Source organism: Subtercola vilae (genome assembly GCF_004923255.1).
Lineage (GTDB): Bacteria > Actinomycetota > Actinomycetes > Actinomycetales > Microbacteriaceae > Subtercola > Subtercola vilae.
Window position 1 is genome coordinate 1 of the sequence record NZ_QYRT01000031.1, and the last position, 16063, is coordinate 16063.

Annotated in this window: 17 protein-coding genes; 6 read left to right on the forward strand and 11 right to left on the reverse strand. The window is 63.6% G+C overall.

Going from position 1 to position 16063, the window contains the following annotated elements; genetic code table 11:
• Positions 1–161 precede the first annotated feature (161 nt).
• A complete protein-coding gene (locus tag D4765_RS13870) occupies positions 162–512 on the forward strand; it encodes a GNAT family N-acetyltransferase (RefSeq protein ID WP_338054641.1) in 351 nt (116 codons plus the stop codon).
• Between the two features lie 429 nt (positions 513–941).
• Here the strand turns inward: D4765_RS13870 and D4765_RS13880 are convergent, their stop codons facing one another.
• Genes D4765_RS13880 through D4765_RS13925 form a run of 10 tightly spaced genes read right to left on the reverse strand, consistent with a single transcriptional unit; the run spans position 942 to position 11898 of the window.
• Positions 942–2054 carry a hypothetical protein gene (locus tag D4765_RS13880; protein WP_136642899.1) on the reverse strand — a complete coding sequence of 371 codons (1113 nt, stop codon included), beginning with the start codon at positions 2052–2054 and terminating at the stop codon, positions 942–944.
• Entirely contained in the window at positions 2054–2653 is a 600-nt protein-coding gene (locus D4765_RS13885; RefSeq protein WP_136642900.1) for a hypothetical protein, read from the reverse strand. The genes D4765_RS13880 and D4765_RS13885 overlap by 1 nt, the downstream gene beginning before the upstream one ends.
• On the reverse strand, positions 2650–3369 hold the full coding sequence (locus D4765_RS13890; protein WP_136642901.1) for a hypothetical protein: 720 nt from the start codon (positions 3367–3369) through the stop codon (positions 2650–2652). Before D4765_RS13890 ends, D4765_RS13885 begins: the two co-directional genes overlap by 4 nt.
• Positions 3366–5060, reverse strand: a complete 1695-nt coding sequence (locus D4765_RS13895) for a type IV secretory system conjugative DNA transfer family protein (RefSeq protein ID WP_136642902.1) — start codon at positions 5058–5060, stop codon at positions 3366–3368. The genes D4765_RS13890 and D4765_RS13895 overlap by 4 nt, the downstream gene beginning before the upstream one ends.
• Positions 5057–6553 carry an ATP-binding protein gene (locus D4765_RS13900; protein ID WP_136642903.1) on the reverse strand — a complete coding sequence of 499 codons (1497 nt, stop codon included), beginning with the start codon at positions 6551–6553 and terminating at the stop codon, positions 5057–5059. The genes D4765_RS13895 and D4765_RS13900 overlap by 4 nt, the downstream gene beginning before the upstream one ends.
• On the reverse strand, positions 6550–8172 hold the full coding sequence (locus D4765_RS13905; RefSeq protein ID WP_136642904.1) for an SCO6880 family protein: 1623 nt from the start codon (positions 8170–8172) through the stop codon (positions 6550–6552). The genes D4765_RS13900 and D4765_RS13905 overlap by 4 nt, the downstream gene beginning before the upstream one ends.
• Before the next feature lie 20 nt (positions 8173–8192).
• Positions 8193–9623, reverse strand: coding sequence for a hypothetical protein (locus D4765_RS13910; protein ID WP_136642905.1), 1431 nt, complete (start codon positions 9621–9623; stop codon positions 8193–8195).
• A gap of 14 nt (positions 9624–9637) precedes the next feature.
• Positions 9638–10297, reverse strand: coding sequence for a hypothetical protein (locus D4765_RS13915; protein WP_136642906.1), 660 nt, complete (start codon positions 10295–10297; stop codon positions 9638–9640).
• 41 nt (positions 10298–10338) lie between these two features.
• Positions 10339–10671, reverse strand: a complete 333-nt coding sequence (locus D4765_RS13920) for a hypothetical protein (RefSeq protein WP_136642907.1) — start codon at positions 10669–10671, stop codon at positions 10339–10341.
• Between the two features lie 21 nt (positions 10672–10692).
• Complete coding sequence (locus tag D4765_RS13925) at positions 10693–11898, reverse strand: MinD/ParA family ATP-binding protein (protein WP_136642908.1); 1206 nt, start codon at positions 11896–11898, stop codon at positions 10693–10695.
• A 194-nt stretch (positions 11899–12092) separates the two neighbouring features.
• On the opposite strand from D4765_RS13925, the gene D4765_RS19255 reads away from it, so the two are divergent.
• The gene (locus D4765_RS19255; protein WP_161580450.1) at positions 12093–12260 is read left to right on the forward strand and encodes a hypothetical protein; all 168 of its coding nucleotides are present in this window, start codon (positions 12093–12095) and stop codon (positions 12258–12260) included.
• A 22-nt stretch (positions 12261–12282) separates the two neighbouring features.
• Here D4765_RS19255 and D4765_RS13930 read toward each other — a convergent pair whose 3' ends face one another.
• Positions 12283–12471, reverse strand: coding sequence for a DUF6290 family protein (locus D4765_RS13930; RefSeq protein ID WP_136642909.1), 189 nt, complete (start codon positions 12469–12471; stop codon positions 12283–12285).
• 385 nt (positions 12472–12856) lie between these two features.
• Between D4765_RS13930 and D4765_RS13935 the strand changes: the two genes are divergently transcribed.
• The 4 genes from D4765_RS13935 (at position 12857) to D4765_RS13955 (ending at position 16018) form a co-directional block, all read left to right on the forward strand.
• On the forward strand, positions 12857–13303 hold the full coding sequence (locus D4765_RS13935) for a single-stranded DNA-binding protein (RefSeq protein ID WP_136642910.1): 447 nt from the start codon (positions 12857–12859) through the stop codon (positions 13301–13303).
• Positions 13304–13452: 149 nt separating this feature from the next.
• Entirely contained in the window at positions 13453–14121 is a 669-nt protein-coding gene (locus D4765_RS13940) for a hypothetical protein (RefSeq protein WP_136642911.1), read from the forward strand.
• 77 nt (positions 14122–14198) lie between these two features.
• Entirely contained in the window at positions 14199–15563 is a 1365-nt protein-coding gene (locus D4765_RS19260) for a hypothetical protein (RefSeq protein ID WP_161580451.1), read from the forward strand.
• The gene (locus D4765_RS13955; RefSeq protein WP_237280442.1) at positions 15560–16018 is read left to right on the forward strand and encodes a DUF6993 domain-containing protein; all 459 of its coding nucleotides are present in this window, start codon (positions 15560–15562) and stop codon (positions 16016–16018) included. Before D4765_RS19260 ends, D4765_RS13955 begins: the two co-directional genes overlap by 4 nt.
• Positions 16019–16063 lie beyond the last annotated feature (45 nt).

A 16063-nucleotide genomic window follows, 5' to 3' on the forward strand; every position in this document is an offset into this window, starting at 1 on the left:
CACCGAGACCTACACGCTAAGAGACCGCCTAACGCTCGCTGCTCCCGTGAGCACAACAGATAATTGAATGGTGAGTTTCGCAGCCCTCTCCTTGGACGATGTCGACGGCCTGCGCGGATTCCTTCGCGAGACTGACCTGACGCTGGCTGGATGAGCCCGCATTGAACCTCTGGGTCGAGCGAGATGCCGACAACGAGATCATCGGCAGCACGGGATTCGAGCTAAGCAACGACCGTAAACACGCGTTAATACGCAGCGTCGCGGTCGCGCCCCAACGCCGCGCAGCCGGAGCAGGCTCGCGGCTGGCAAGGTATGCGATGGGCCAGGCGTCCAGGATGGGAGCGATGCGAGCGTGGCTTTTCTCGCGCCGGTCCGGTCCCTTCTGGCAGCAGCTTGGATTCGCAGGTGCGGACTTGTACGAGTTGGCAGCTGCTCTGCCGGAAACGCATCAGGTAGCCTCTTCGTCGAAAGTGGGCAACTCGAACGCGAGGTTGCATGGACGCGGTCGCTAGGAAGCGATGCCCGCTGAGGGATCGACTACAAGAGCAGTTCGATTTCATAGAGGCTGGAAGCCAGCTGACGTTCGCTGTTCGGTGCCGTGACATCCCGAACGTGTTTGAAGCCTTGGCGTTCGTAAACTTTGGAAACCCTGGGTTATCAGTCGCGCAATCAAGCCGCACCAAGCGCGTGCCGCGAAAACGGGCCATCCCCGGGCGAGACCGCAGCCGACACTCAGACCACGACCAGACGCCCCCCTTGGGGCTGGTGACAGCACCGTTACCAGCACCCCAACCCTGCAGGTAAGCCTCGGTGAGGCGCGCTACCAGGGCTTCCTCGGATGGGCGGGGCCCAGCGCTCGGGCCGCGGGTGCTCGAATTGAGCACCCGGCGATACCAGGGACGGCTATCTGTTGATGCGTCACTCATGTGAGTCGACCTCTCCTATGGGGTTGGTGTGGTGGGCGGCGTTGAGGTTTGGAAGGTGAGGGTCCCGTCGGTGTGACCGACGTCGATGTGAAGGTGGGTGCAGCTGTCGTCGAATTCGACGAGGTTCGTGAGGGCCAGGCTTATCCCTGCTGACTGCCGGCAGGACGATTGACCGACGTCGGCCCCGTGGGGCATGACGGGGTCGAGGATGCTGATCAGTTTGAGAGAGTTCTTATCGGCACCGGTGAGCCCGGAGCCGTCGAGGATGTAGAAGTCCACGGCGTGCCCGCCACCGTTGAAGTAGTGCGCGGATGCTGTCCCGGCGCCTTCGATCTGGTTGGTGCATTTTCGGTTGATGTCGGACACACCGACTTTTGCGAAGTTCCGGACGGCCAGGACGATGACTTGGAGGATCCGGACGTCGACGCCGCAGTCAGGAACGGTTTGGCCGTCCGCGATCCACCGGATCTCTTTGATGTGGTCGGGTGTTGACCCGACGAGTTTTCCGGCGTCGACGGCGACGATGAGTTCTTTAGCAAGCGCTTGGGCGTCCGCGGATACGGTGCACGCCCCGCCTGCACCGGCAAGGGTGTTCACAACGGTTTGCGCGTCGGCCCAGAATGGGGCGTAATACAGGGGATCTTGATTGATTTGCACGGCGTGCGTGGCGAGAGATGGCTCCAGGGTTTCCCAGTCCGGTACCTGAACAAGGCGTGCGAGGAACGCTGCGGCCGCTTTCGCCGTGTCGAGCCGATCCGCGACGGTTCCATAGCTTGCGCCTTGCTGAAACGTGCCGATCGTGGTGTTATCGACGGCGTCGCCGTGGTCAGGGTCACCGAGCGAGGACTCTCCCATCGCCGTCATCACGGCGATGGTTTCGGCTCGGAGATCATATTTGCCGGCTACCGCAACACTCATGATCGTCGCGGCGATCGCGAGTTGAGGTTTAGCCCATCGCCCTACAGAGTCGGGCACGGTACTCACCGCGGTGCTTATCGCAGTGCTTATCGCAGTGCAGCCGGTGCTGGTGGCTCCGGACGCGCCAGCACCTCCGACGAACAGCACTGCGGTGATACCTCCGACGATGATCAGAGCGAACACGACGAGGATGTTCAGAGCGGCTTTCATTAGTTCTGCCCCGCGGGCGGAATCGCGCGGGACACAGCCCAATTCCCGGCACCGGACGGACGAACCATTATGACCTGGTAGACCCCCGTAGACGTGGGTACGTCGCAGGTCGCAGTAGCGACCATGGCGCCCTGTTCCAGGGTGGGATCTCCGGAAAGGGTAAATGATGCCATGGTCGCTGGGTCGTTGTATTGGTATCCGGTGGCTGCGAAGTCGGTCAGGAATCCGCGGATCCCATCGAACCACGCCTGTTTGGGTAGCTGGGTTTGGCTGTACGCCCGCATGAATCCGGTCGCCGTCGACGTTGCCGCTTCAGCGCCCGCTTGGTCGATGGGGGCGGTCGGAATCACAGGCCCGGTCCCATCGGAGCCGGCGCTGTCGGGCGCGGCGGCAATGCCGGTCACAGCCGGTACACCACCGGTCGGTGCTGCAGTCGGTGAACCCTGAGTAAGGGGATCAGACGGTACAGGCGAAGCTGCTGCAGTACTCGTCGACGGGGGTGTGCCAGCGTTCGACGAACTGGCTGTGGAACAGCCGGAGAGGGTGAGCGTGACGACCAGAGCGGTCGTGCAGGCGAGCGCTGCAACGCGGCCGCTCATGTGATTTCTCCGGATTCCTGGTCGACGAACGGTTCGGTGCGTTTCTCGGCAGGCTTTTTCGCCCGCCCGGCCTTGGCTTTTTGTTCGGCGGCTCGGGTTGCTGCGAGAGTGCCCTCTATTCCGGTGCCGTCGGTGACGAAGGTTTCGAAATCTTCCTCGTCGAATGTGAGAGGGTGCGCTTTCTCGGCCAGGTCGACGTGCTGGTGGGTGGTGCATTTGTTCCAGAAGTCCCGGATCCGCTCCAGGGTTGGCCAGAGGGAGCGTTCATGCCACTCGAAGAGAGCCGCGGACGGCGCCGATTGGGCGGTACGATATGCGCCGGCGTGGCTGACCATCAACGCGGTGAGGTGCTCGACCACGAGCGGGTGTTTGTACCAACACGGCCGCAGACCGTAGCGGTCTTGGCCGAGGTATTGGACGTAGCGCCGCTCGAGCCACGCGACCCATTCGAACAGTTGCCCCCACAGCTCGGCAGCTTCTAGGCCTTCGAGCTCTTTCCAGAACCAGGGCCCACCGGGCCGTGTCTTCAGGTACGTGAGGATCTGGCTCAGCGATCCGTCCAGACCGTCAACCCGCTCGAGAAGGGTTCCGTGATGCCTATCAAGATTTTCTAGCCCAGAGGTGATCTCCTCGAGCAATGCGGCGAGTTCCTCCTCGCTTCCTGGGCTGTTAGCGGGCGACGGGTCGCCTGGTTCTGGGCCAATGTGGTCGGTCATGCTTGGTCCTCCGCTGTGAAACCTTCGAGTTCGAGTACGTGCTGCTCGGAATCGAGGAACACCTTTTTGTCTTTGCTCTCGAACCATGCGGGGAGACGAACGATCGCCGGGGCGTGGTTGCGGTAATTCAGAAGCGCTTGACCCACCCGGAGCTGAGCGATGTCCGAAACGGTGAGTACATCGTCTTTCGTGGTCGCGGTGTTCGTTGAACCGCCGCGATCGCTGGCGGAGTAGCTGACCTGGTCAGTCCACCTTCGACCGGCTAAGGCAACCATCTCTTGCAGATGCTTGGTGTCTCGTGACCCACCAAGCTGCAGGAACACGGAGGCATTGTTGACGATCTCGTTCGTGCCGTGCTCACCGAAACGGTGCGTGAGCTGGTCCCGGTTCTGCGCCACAACGACGGTTTTTATTCCGTGGCCACGACCGTCTGACATCAGGGTCGGCAGCATCGGGATCGGGCAAATGTTGGGTACCTCGTCCAGAATGTTGTGCAGGACCGGCGACAATCGCCCTTCACGGGTACGTGTCGCGGCCCTGGTCGCTTCTTGCTGGATCGACTCCACGAGGGTGGTGATGACGGGCGCTGCGAGAGCGTTCCCGCCGGACTGGGTGAGGAGGTAGAGGGTGTCTGTTGAGGCGTGGAAGGTGCTGGAGCTGAACCCCTCCCCCGGGTTCGGGCACACGGAGTCGAGGATCGCGCGGATCGAGAACGCTTGGAGTACCCCGGAGAGGGTCTGTTCCACGTTCGAGGCGGTCTCTGGGGATTCGCCGCGGGAGTATTTCATCAAGTCGTCGTACCAACCGGTATTCGCATCCGGGTGGTCACGGAGGATCGCGAAGGGTTCGTCGTCTTTGAAGTCTCGCGTCCATGCGAGCACGTCCCGCATCGATTTGTTCTCCAATGCTGCAGCGTGCAGCATGCAGCGGAGGATCGTCTCTGACGCGTTCGCGAAGAACCCGCTATTACTGGAGTCGCCCTCCAGCGGCCGGGCGGCTACGAGCGCGCGGGCGCGGCGCATCGCGGTTTCATCGTCCGCGCAGCCGGCGACGATGTCCCATTTGATCGGGTTCGGCCAGCGTGAGACGCCCTCGGGGTCAAAGACGTGAACTTTCCCGAAGACCCGGCGAAGCCACGCTGTGAGGCGCAGCACGTCGGGTTTGGTTGACGTGTTGATCAGGGGGGCGCGGCCGGCGCGGAAGATGTATCCAACGACAGCCCGCACTGTCTTTCCCATCCCGGAGGGGGCAAGGATCAGGGCGGAGTCTTCGTCGGTGTCGTAGATCCCCCGCCGGCCGATGTAGGCGTATGGGCGGCGCGCCTTCTTGAACGCACGCGTCAGGGCGGCGTTCAGGTCTGGGGCGTTCGATAAGCCGGTGTGGGTGGACCCGATCCGGACCCGGCGGTAGAAGCTGGCAGCGACGATCCAGACGGTGATGAACAGTGCCAGGTACGCGCCTGTCACCCAGAGCACGGGGGCGACGTCGGGAAGTGGACCGTCGCTGGTGGTGCCGTTTTTGAAGATGTAGCCGACGGCGGCCTGCAGGCTCGGGTTGATTTGCTCGAGCTTGTTGCCGAAGACGGTGACGACGGCGAGGTGCCAGGACAGCACGAGTAGCCCGGCACCGAGCCAGATTGGCCAGGTGTGGGTGGTGTTCGGGTCGGTGGCGGTGGTGGGGGTGACGGTCATGAGTTCTGGTGCCTTTGTGTGTCGAGCGCTTCGTTGGTGTCGGTCATCGCGACCTCCCACCTCGAGCGGGTGTGCTCGACGAGCATCTCGGGGCGGGTTCCGATCTTGAGGTACTGGCGGCCGTTGGGCAGGCCCTGCAGCTGCTTCGCGGTGCCCGGTTTGAGGCTGAAGAGCCGCTCGCACATGCGCGCGTCGTCGTTGAGTCCTTGCCGATACAGATGTACCGTCTGCGCTTCTTTGATGAACGCGATCGCGGGATCCTTCTTGGGGATGTCGGAGACGTGGTGGAGGCTGACGATGTTCGACAAACCGTGGGCCCGGGCCAGTTTCGCGTTCGACTGGATTACTTTTCCGCTGGGCCCGCCGACCAGGTGCCAGCCTTCCTCGACGACACAGTTGGTCTGCCAGCCGGGGTGCTTTTTCATGATGCCAAGCAGCCACACGTTGATCAGCATCATGCTGATTGTTAGTGCAGGGCCGGACTCTGGGAGGCGGGAAATATCGAAGACGGTCAGTTTGCCGTCGAGGCGAACGTCTTTGCTGGTCTCTCGATCGAACAGTCCTTCGAGCTCGTCGGAGACGAGCTTGTCGAGGAGGAACTTCACCGTCAGTCCCGCTTCGTTCATCTTCCTTTTGGCGTGCGGGGCCAGGTCTTTGAACTCGTCGATGTCGACGTTGCCGAGGAACTCGATTACGTCGGGGATCACAGGTACACGTCCGGCCCGTTCGGCGGTGCGGATACCGTACCGGTATGCCATGCGGAGCGCTTTGCCTTCCCAGGAGGTGAGTTCTTTACCGGATTGGCTGAGTTCGGCGACGGTTCGAAGCGTCGCGTATCGGCCGCCGCCTTTATCTCCGCCGAGCAGCAGCGGGTCGAGCATGTTCAGCGTCGATCCTTCACTGTCGCTGCCGATCCGGAGCCGGATGGTGTCGTAACCCATCTCGCGGCAGAGGCGTGCGTATTCGGACTCTTCGCCTTGTGCTTTCTTGTCAATAACACAGACCCGCCGCCCCTTGAGTAGAAGGGGCCGCGCAACGTAGACCGTTTTGAGGAGGGACGATTTCCCCGATCCAACGTCGCCCATACAGACGACGTTGGGTGAATCGACGATCCGTTTGTTGTACGCGGTGATCGGATCGTGCGCGACGGGGGTTCGTGAGAGGGTGTCGCGGCCAACGAGGATTCCTTCGTCGTCCGTCGGCGCGGCGATCACGGCGGTGTTCAGTATCTCGGCCTGCCTGGTCGTGCTCGGCGCACCCGGGGCGGTGGGGGCGTAGAACCCGCGCTTGGCCAGAAACCCGCGCCGCGGCGGTAAATAACCGCGCCGAATGTCGGCGTCCCATGCTGGCGCGTCGCTGGCCGCGTCCTGCGGCTCAGGGATGGGACGCTCTGGCCCGGCCAGCACGTCTGGCGGGGGCGGGGGTGCGGGTAGGCGATCATTCCGCCTTGCCCTCCGCGTGGCGGTGGGCTGGCCGGTGGCCGAGATTGTCATAGTTGTTCCTTCGCGCCTTTTCCGGCGATGAGAGATTCGAGTTGGGCGTAGCCCTGACGCCGGGCCGGGGTGAGCCCTCGGCCGACCGGCCAGGTGGTTGCGTGCGCGGCGGCTTGGTAGGTGTCGAGCCAGATGAGCTTGTTGATGCCGGCCTGTGATGCGGCGTCTTCGATGGCGTCGACCGCTTCGATGAGTGCTGGTTCGTCGGTGGCGGACACGGTGACGTAACCCACCCAGGCGACGCCGTGGATTCCGCTGCCGGGGTTGAGATCTCGGCGGCGGCGCTTCGCGGCACTGAGCGAGACGGTTGTCTCTTCGTCAGCGAGGCGACCTCGCTGCTGGTCTGTTGCGCTCTCGGTGAGGTCGCTGACGACGTCTTGTCTGGCGAGATAGCGCGCTTCTGCCTGTGGGATGACCTCGAGATGGAACGACAGCGTTCGTACGATCTGCTTACTCATCCCTGTCAGCATCGGAACAAGCCAGAGGCTGTTCCGGTATGACGTCTCGACGTGTTTCGCTTCGATTCGTGCGGTGCGGCTCAGGGACTTGGTGATGGGGCCGTTGGGGCCCGCTGCGGCGGCCGAGAACGTCGTGTACGACCATTTATCTTCACTGGGCACCCAACCGGAGGTGGCCGAGACGTCAGCGACCTGGTCGATCGGGAACGACGGGTGCTGCATGTGCCTGATGACCGCTGCGGTCTGGCGTGCGGAGAGCACGGTAACGGAGCGGAATTTTGCGGTCCGAAATGCTGAGGCAACGTTTCGGATCTCGTCCTCCATCAGACGGATCCAGCCGTCGCGGCCGACGCCGCGGCGTTTCGCTTTATTGATGAAGAGCGGGGTGATGGGCCACGACACCGTGAACATGTGCCGTTGGAACAGCTGGCCGCGGCGCAGCCCGGTGATGACCTCTTGGTAGGACTCTGCGACGATCGCGGGCGCTTCCGAATCGCGGTTATTGTTGACCCACCGCTCGTGACGAGCGGAGTCGACGGGCAGCACACGTGTCAATGTTTGGATGCGACCCACCAGAGCCGCCCTTTCGCCATTTCTGGCAAGGAGCGCTCCGTATGCTTCCGCGCACGCATCCAGAAAACTGTCTCCTTCGATGCCGGCGATCTGGCCGGCAGTGCTGAAAGCGACCGAGAGGTACGCTTCCTGCTCGAGAGGGCGATGCCAGGCGATGCCGGGTTGACCGGTGCGGTCCTCCAGCCAGCTCATTCCTTCGACCCCGTCCGGGGTCTCCCGCATGGCGGCGAGCTTGCGGTTTGCAGCTTTTCGTTCTTTGCCCCGGGCAGCGACAGCATCAGCCATCCACTCGTCCCAGACATCGCTGTCATAGGGCACATACACCGTTGTTCCGGTGCGGATGCGGCCCCTCCACCGCCACTTGCCTAGCTGGCGAGCAAGGATGGTGCCGTTCTCGGTTCCCATCGTCCCCAACCAGGCCACCGCGAAGATCGGCAGGGCCACCAGGAGCCCGTTGAACTGCAAAGCCAGCACGAGGATCGCAGACGTAACGCCCGCGATCGACAATGCCCACGCTCGAGCTTTGGGCACTCGGCCCCACGCCCCACGAGAGCTTGATTCGCCGCCGAGGATAGATGTACGTGCCATTGTGTCGGGGTTCCCTTGTTCTAGTCCTGGGCCGCTTCGGCGGCGTGCCCGGCTGTCGACTCCGCCATCTGGGCTCCTTTGCTCGCAGCTGACAGCGCCGCCGCCGCGATCAGGGTCGGGACGCCAACAGCGGCACCGACACCAGTCGCGGACTCCGCGGCGCCAGCTGCAGCGGCGCCCTCTGCAATCCCGGTTGCGCCGGCTGCGACGCCTTCTGCTCCTGCAGCGCCCGCCGCCCCTGTCGCGCCGACAGCTTCGGTGCTGGATGCTGCAGCCGCAGCGCCTGACTCACTCGCCATCGCGGTGCTCGGCGCTCCGGGGGAGCCGGCACCTGTCGTGGGCGCTGATGCGGAACTGCTGACGTCGGTGTTCGCCGGCGCTTCTGAGCCGGGAGAGACCTGAGCTGCGCTTTGCTCGTTCGCGACACTGGTGAGCTGGCTCTCGCCGCCGTCTCCGCCGCTGTTCCCTCCGCTGGGACTGCCAGAGGGGCCTGACGATGGGCTACCGGGGGCGGTGAACCCTCCGCTGCTGGCGTGCCCTGCATTGCCGAGAGGGCTGGCAACTTTGGCGAACGCCAGTAACCCCATCGGGGCGAACACCACCAACCCCATGATCACTCCCACGGTTACGAGGTTGACCAGAACGACGAGGCCGTTCTGCTGCGCGGTGGAGGCCGGGTCCGCCCACGATAAACCGAGACCAGAGATGGCGAAGAAGCCGATCGCGAGCAGGAAGAACAAGAAGAAATGCGACGCGATGATCCCGACCACGACCAGCGGGGCTTTCTTGGCGAAGCTCCGAGTCCGGGGATCTATCAGCCAGACGATGCCGAGGGGGATCAGCGCTGCGCTCAGGTAAACGGCGGCCAATTGAACGATGCAGATCACGACCGCACCGATCAACGCAAGCAAGACCACCAACATCACGATGATTCCCACCACCGCGCCGCCGGTGATGCCTGCAACATCCTTGGAGGCGAACCGGGCGGAAAGGGTGGTCAGGAACGCAGTCTGGGTTCCGCCGAGCCCCCAGGCGGTGACGCCATCCGTCGCTGCTGAGACGATGTTGGAGAACGTGGCACCAATGATGGGGCCGAAAACAGTTCCGGCCAAAAAGAGAGGCCCGTACTCGAAGACCGACTCGAACGCTTCCCGGCCGCCCATCTCATGCCGACCCGCTCGGGCCAGGGTGACGATGATGAGGATCACGAAAACCAAGACCGCGATGCCGAAGGAGGCTTCGTAGCATTGGATCCACCACGCGGCGCTGAAATCTGGCTTCAATGCGTCGACGAGTGCGGGTAACACGGTGCCCGAGAGACCTGCGGTAGCTTCTTGGATCTTGGAAAGTACGTAGCCCAGCGGGTCGGTGGCGAAGCTGACGGCCTGCACGCCGGCGCCGATCACGCCTCCGATCCCGTCGGTGATTCCACAGCCAATGGGGCCTAACACGCATCCGTCGGCCATTAGCAGCCCCCTTCAAATTTGGTCCCGACGCTGTAGATGTCTTGCATCGTGCGTGCGGACGCCGTGCCATCGCTGAACTTCCAGCCGTCGCTGGTTGGCTTCAAGGTGTACGTCCCGGCTGCCGTCGTCACCTGGCCCGGGTTGCTGGCATCCGCGACGTCTGGTTTGTCGTTCAGATACATGGGTGCGGCGATCGTGACGACTACCGCGTCCGGAGTCGCGGATTCGATGTAGTACACCGCGCCGTCAAGCGAGACCCGCTTGTTCGCGCCGTTGTATTGCCCGCCGGGGGCGGCGTACTTCGGGACGAACGTGACCATCGTGCTCGTGAATGGTTCCACGGTCGTCGCCGCGAGCACATGGTAGTAATCGTTCGCCGGGGCGGGGCCCGGGAGGGAGATGTATTGCAGCCAGGCACCGAAGAAGGTGACGGCGCCCAACGGTGTGAGATCTTTACGGGCCTGCTCGGCGAGCAGCTGGTCGACGGTAATAGCGGTCCCGCCAACACAGCCATTCGCGGCGGCGCCTGTGACGCTTGCCCGCGGCGACGCGGTTGCTGCGCCCGCGATGATGCCGGCAGGCGCGGGTGGGGCCACAGCGACCCACACACCCACGCCGACGGCCAGCAGCACCGCGGCGCCGGCGATGATGCCGATCACTGTGCGACGCCGACGCGAACGCTGACCTGGAAGCTCCGAAGTCATGAAAAGACCGTGATGATCGCGCCCACGATGATCGGTAGAGCGACCAGACCGCCCAGCGAGCCGAGCGAGCCGATGACCTTGCTCTTGGCTGAACCGGCCTGCTGCGGATTCGAGTTATCCCGTGCATGCCTCACGGCCACGAGGGCCATGATCAGGTAGACGATCGCGACGATGATCGCGATGCCCCACACCCCGGCAAGGAGAAGCTGCCAGAGCGCGGTGAACTTCACCCCGAGGAACGTGAAGTTCGGGGTGATGTTGTTCAGTGGGTTGTCGAACTGGTGAACGTAGGACGCAACGGTCGTGCTGAGGCGCAGAGTGATGTTCATGAGGTTTCCTTCGGATGCGTGTTAGTGGACGTTGGCTTTCAGGACCTGAACGATCCGCGCTGACGCGCGGGTCCAGGCGCGTCGCGAAGGCGCGCTGAGTTTGGCGAGAGTCATCTCTCCCCCGGCGGCGATGTGCGGGTCGAACGGAATATCGAACAACGTTCGCTCCGTCTCCCCCCGCAACGTCAGTGCGCGGAGTTTCTGGTCGACGTGCGGGTCTTCTCGGGAGCCGTTGTGCATGAACAGGATGGTCGCGGTGTCGGCCAGCTCTGGGTGCCCATACCGGCGCACCACATCAAGCAAATTCAAAACACCGAAGAGGGAATCAACCGAGGCGATCGTGGGCACGACGAGAGCGTCGGTTAGCTCGAGCGTCTTAACAAACGCCGACGAGTGCATGTTGTTTCCGGTGTCCGCGATGCTGATCCGGTAGTACCGGTCCAGCAACCGCTCAATGCTGACGATGTCATCCTCGAGGAGTACGGCCCGGTCAGCGATCGACCCGATGACGTCCGCGCCGGAGCTTTGCGGGGCCACGTATCCGCCGAGCTCGCCGTGGTTCGAGACGGTGTCGACTCTCTCGAGCAACTCAGCCAGACCACGCGCCGGGGTCCCTTCTGCCCGTCGACCAATGCTTCCCGCCGCATCAGGGGCGTCCCATATCACAACGGAACCGCCCCGACCTTCCGCGAGGGTGTCCCCGATCGTTTTCACTGACGGAGTCTTTCCGACTCCGCCCTTCGGGTTTGCCACGGTGATGTGGACGGGTCGCACCCACATCGTCTGCCTGATCGTCAGCTTCGCTTCCCGGTCCGACACCTCGTCGCTTCCCGGCTTGAGCTTGACCAGTCCGCCCGTCAGCTGACGGACCCTTCCCCGGGCGCCCCACAACGCCGGTTCAGGCGTCGCGGTCTCCGTCGGCATCACCGCGAAATCCTCCAGCACCGACCGGTGAAGGACGACAGCCGCGGCGGGTTCTCCCTCACCAGGTCGCACCCGCTCCGGTCGGGCTGCAGAGGCCACCGCGGCGGAGTGGGCGGGCGATGTGGGCGGGAGCGCGATCTCGAGATAAGAGTCTGTTCGGTGTCCGTCACCGAACAGCTCGTCTGTGGGTTGGGTCATCAGAATGCTTCCTTCCATCGAAGGGCATGACAGGTGCGGCACCGTGCGGTCCGCGCCCTTCACGAACAAGAAGGAGAGGCACGCGCAGTCCGCTGCTGCGCGCACGCGTGCTTCTTATGAGCACACGAAGACACCCCGCCCCGAATAGGGGGTGCTCGACTACTTCAGCAGGAGAAGGACCCGAATGTCACACCCCCCCGGCCCGGCCCGAGAACCGCCCCTCTCCCCCACAGCCCGCGGACGCACCCTCCCGAACTATCTGCAGCGCACGTATCCCCGCGAACCCCGATACGCCCGAGTTGGTTCGGGAAGAAACCCGGCTCCTTGCCGAGCACGCCGCGAACGTGAAGTCCTACACGGCCGGCGGGTGGGTGGTTACTGCGAACACCATGATCAACAACTACGCCAACCGCACCTACCTGATCCTCGACGTCGTCGAACGCGCAGAGCCGGCCGGTCAGCCGTGACAGCGCAGAGCCCGGCTGGCCTCTACTCGGAGGAGGTGCCGCCTATCAGCTGAGCTTTTTCAATCGCCGCATCGCGAATGAATGCTGACAGGTTCGTACCAGTTGAGGCCGCCGCTTTGCTGATCAGTTCCCGCTCCGACGCGCGCAACCGCAAAGCTACCGGATTCACCGGCGGATCTTTCTCAGGCGGTCGGCCCATCGTTTTCGCCACGACCACATACTAACCGTATTGCACTAATTATCACGACATGTAGTTATCGCGATACGGAAAGTGCTATTATCGCGATACGGAAAGTAACCCGGAAGGTGCCCGATGACTGTCACTCCCACCCCCAACAAGCCACCTCGGCCTTTGGTGGCCGCGGCGATACGGCCCGGCTCAAAAACCAGCCTGGTCAGGTGGTACCCGACCGGCGACGGCTGGCGAACGGAACTGCTCACCGGCATCTATCGCGGCCGAAGCTCGGACGTCTGGAAAATCGAAATCGCCAACGAGGAACGTCACCTCCCCCGTGCAGACTGGCACCCGTGCACCCTCTGAACCCTCTGGCTCAGTCACGTTTCTCCACAGAATCACTCAAGGAAAGAAGGAAAAGATGGCCGGCGAAACGATTATCACCGTCGTGGGGAACCTGACGGGTGACCCGGAGCTGCGGTACACGCAGAACGGGCTTGCGGTCGCGAACTTCACGATCGCGTCCACACCACGCACCCTTGATCGCAGTTCGAACGCCTGGAAGGACGGGGATCCGCTCTTTCTGCGGGCGAGCGTTTGGCGGGAGTTCGCTGAGCACGTCGCAGGGAGCCTGACGAAAGGATCACGAGTCATCGCGACCGGTCGCCTCAGGCAGCGCTCGTATGAGACAAAAGAGGGAGAGAAGCGATCCTCGATCGAGTTGGAGATCGACGAGATCGGCCCCAGCCTTCGCTACGCGACGGCGACTCTCGCCCGGCCCGCAACGACAAGCACGGCTCCTGCGTCAAGCGACGCCGGCGACGTGTGGGATCAGCCCGGGTCGTACAGCGACGAAACCCCGTTCTAAAAGCCAACCACCCCGAATCCGGAACCAGTGGATCCCGAACCTCTGCCGACCCGGCACCGTATGGTCAGCAGAGGTTCGGGTAACGGGTCGGGCGTGACCCTCCTGCGCCGTCTGCCAACCCTCGCACCCTCAAAAGTAGGAATCTCCCGATGCCACGAAAGACCAGGTCCGCCCTCTACATCCTCGGCGTGATCATCGTGGTTGCGGGGATCGTCGTTTACTTCGGCCCCCGGGTCCAAGGCGACTCTGTCCCGCAAGCCGGCGTTGATGGTTCGCACACGCCTGAGCTGGACTCGACCTCGAGCGGCGTCACTCTCCGTCAAATCCACTCCCCCGGCACAGTCGAGCGCGACCTTACCCTTCCCGCCGGACAGTGCCACATGATTGTCGTCGACGCCGACGCGGGCGAGTACCTTCCCGACCAAACGTGCACACCAGGCGCGGTCGACCCGGCTGTCACTCAGGAGAGCATCGACGCCACGATCTGTGTCAGCGGGTACACGTCCACCGTGCGACCCCCGTCGACCGATACGAACAAAATCAAGACGATGGAGCTGGCCGCGTACGGCATCGCGTACGACAAGACCATCGAACTCGATCACCAGATCCCGCTCGAGCTCGGGGGCGCGAACAGCGTCTCGAATCTATGGCCAGAAGCGAACACCAGCACCGCGACCACAGTGAACAACCCAAAAGACCAGGTCGAGAACGACCTCAAAACCGCGGTCTGTGATCACACGGTCACCCTGATCGCGGCGCAAACCGCGATCAATTCGAACTGGGTCACTGCTGAAACTGTGCTCGGTCTTTCCCGCTAACGCGGGATCGAACTCGTGCAGGACACAATGACTGATAACTCCGCACCAGGCATCATCACTGCACCACGGAGCACCTCATGAATATCACCGATACCCCGTCAGAACGACCTGGTCGACGTCGACCATGGAAGCGCACTGTTGCTGCGATCACTCTGATCGCAGTTATCGTGCTCGGCGCGGCAGGGGCCGGCATCACGACGGTCATCGTTCACAACAACGAGCATGACCAGGCACAGGCAGCCATGCTCGCCGCGTCGACCACGTACGAGGTGGCCGCCACGGCGCAGAACGCGGCGGCAGACGGCATTAAGGCGACGGTCGCCGTGTCGGCGGCGTTGTCCGCATCCGCGCAGCAGCTGATGAACGAGTCGGCGCCGAACGGTCTTGATCTGCTCACCCCAGACAGCCGCGCCGCTCTCAACACGCAGCTCGCCGCGCTGAACACGGCGCTAGCTCCTGAAACCAGCGCTGCCATCGCGAAGCTCTACACACCGGCCAGCGCCCCCGCAGCCTCGACCCCAGGCCCTTCGGGAGCAGCTAGCCCGGCCGCGCCGGCAGCGGACGCTACCCCCGGCATCCCGAGCGCAACCCAGTCGGTTGCACCTACCCCCCAAGGCAGGGAATACATCAGCCCGACCGGGGACGTCGTCTCATTCACCGACGACACCGACTCGCTGAACAAAACCGCCCAATCAATGACTAACGAAGCCGTCATACTCACCGAGGCAACACCGCCCGTGGTTGCCCAGACCGCACAGCTCGTGACGCTTAACACGAACGTGGTCGCGGCGATCGACGCAGCAGCTGGCACCGTCGCCGTTCAAGGCACCGCTATCCTCGCCCTTGTTCAGGGAGCATCACAGCCCGAGAAAGATGCCCTCACCGCGTCGATCGCGGCCGTCGCGGTGCCAGCCGACCCGTCGGCGGACCGGGCAGCAACCGTCGGCGCGGTCAACACCTACGTCTTAGCTGTGAACGCCGCCACCACCTCCCTCGCCGCGAACGCCGCAGCAGCGCAGGCCGCAGCGAACGAGTCCAGCTCAGGCGGCAGCTCGAGCGGTGGTGGCTCATCGTCCGGGTCCCATGGAAGTGGCTCCTCCGGTGGCGGCTCGAACGGCGGAGGCGGCTCGTCAGGAGGTAGCGGTTCCAGCGGCGGAGGCGGCTCGAACGGCGGAGGTGGTTCGTCAGGAGGTGGCGGCGGCTCCAGTGGCGGAGGCGGCTCATCGGGAGGCGGCGGCGGCACGCCCCCCGTCGATAAGAGCCTGAAAATCCGTGTCGGGTCGCAGGTTGGTTCTTGCCCGAGCGCGTACCCGACCTCCTACAGTTTCAGCCAGTCGGTGTCGTATGGCTCGACGCTAACCGTTCCAAACCGTTGGCTGGACTACAGCACGAGCGACACCGGCTCTGGGTGGTCTGTATCCGGCGACTACTGCGACCAGTGACGATACGAAGGATTGCCATACTGCTGGCCGTCAAAACCATCGGCCTCGCCGGCTGCACAAGCCAACCGGCGGCGCCAACTCCGGTCTCGGCCGCGGCCGCGCAAGCGCCGCCGACCGGATCGGTTGAACCGGGGCCGGTGATGGGTGGATCCGCCGCGGCCGATCAACCACTTTTCGATGCAACGAACGAGGCGACGATTCAGCACAACCCCGCAGCGTCGGGCGCCGACTTCGCCGCTGCCCTCGCCGGCGCCGGGTTCGCGGCATCGACGCTGCAGTACACAGCGGATACGACGAGTGCTGGCCTGACCGCCGCCTCGACCCAGTTCTCTGCGCAGCTCGGCGCGGCGTGTCTGATCGGCCAGTATGGGGCAGGCGCAACGGGGTATCGCAGTATCGTCGCGGCCACGCTAAACGGGCTCTGCCTCGTCGGAGGTGCCGCTATCGGCGGCTGAATCCAAACTAGCGATGAGGAAGGCCCCGTGGAACATTCCACGGGG

Coding starts and splice junctions, on each gene's coding strand:
- D4765_RS13920 (WP_136642907.1), bottom strand. CDS start 10,671: ATGAACATCACTCTGCGCCTCAGCACGACCGTTGCGTCCTACGTTCAC.
- D4765_RS13885 (WP_136642900.1), bottom strand. CDS start 2,653: ATGAGCGGCCGCGTTGCAGCGCTCGCCTGCACGACCGCTCTGGTCGTC.
- D4765_RS13890 (WP_136642901.1), bottom strand. CDS start 3,369: ATGACCGACCACATTGGCCCAGAACCAGGCGACCCGTCGCCCGCTAAC.
- D4765_RS13935 (WP_136642910.1), top strand. CDS start 12,857: ATGGCCGGCGAAACGATTATCACCGTCGTGGGGAACCTGACGGGTGAC.
- D4765_RS13900 (WP_136642903.1), bottom strand. CDS start 6,553: ATGACAATCTCGGCCACCGGCCAGCCCACCGCCACGCGGAGGGCAAGG.
- D4765_RS13895 (WP_136642902.1), bottom strand. CDS start 5,060: ATGACCGTCACCCCCACCACCGCCACCGACCCGAACACCACCCACACC.
- D4765_RS13940 (WP_136642911.1), top strand. CDS start 13,453: ATGCCACGAAAGACCAGGTCCGCCCTCTACATCCTCGGCGTGATCATC.
- D4765_RS13905 (WP_136642904.1), bottom strand. CDS start 8,172: ATGGCACGTACATCTATCCTCGGCGGCGAATCAAGCTCTCGTGGGGCG.
- D4765_RS19260 (WP_161580451.1), top strand. CDS start 14,199: ATGAATATCACCGATACCCCGTCAGAACGACCTGGTCGACGTCGACCA.
- D4765_RS13880 (WP_136642899.1), bottom strand. CDS start 2,054: ATGAAAGCCGCTCTGAACATCCTCGTCGTGTTCGCTCTGATCATCGTC.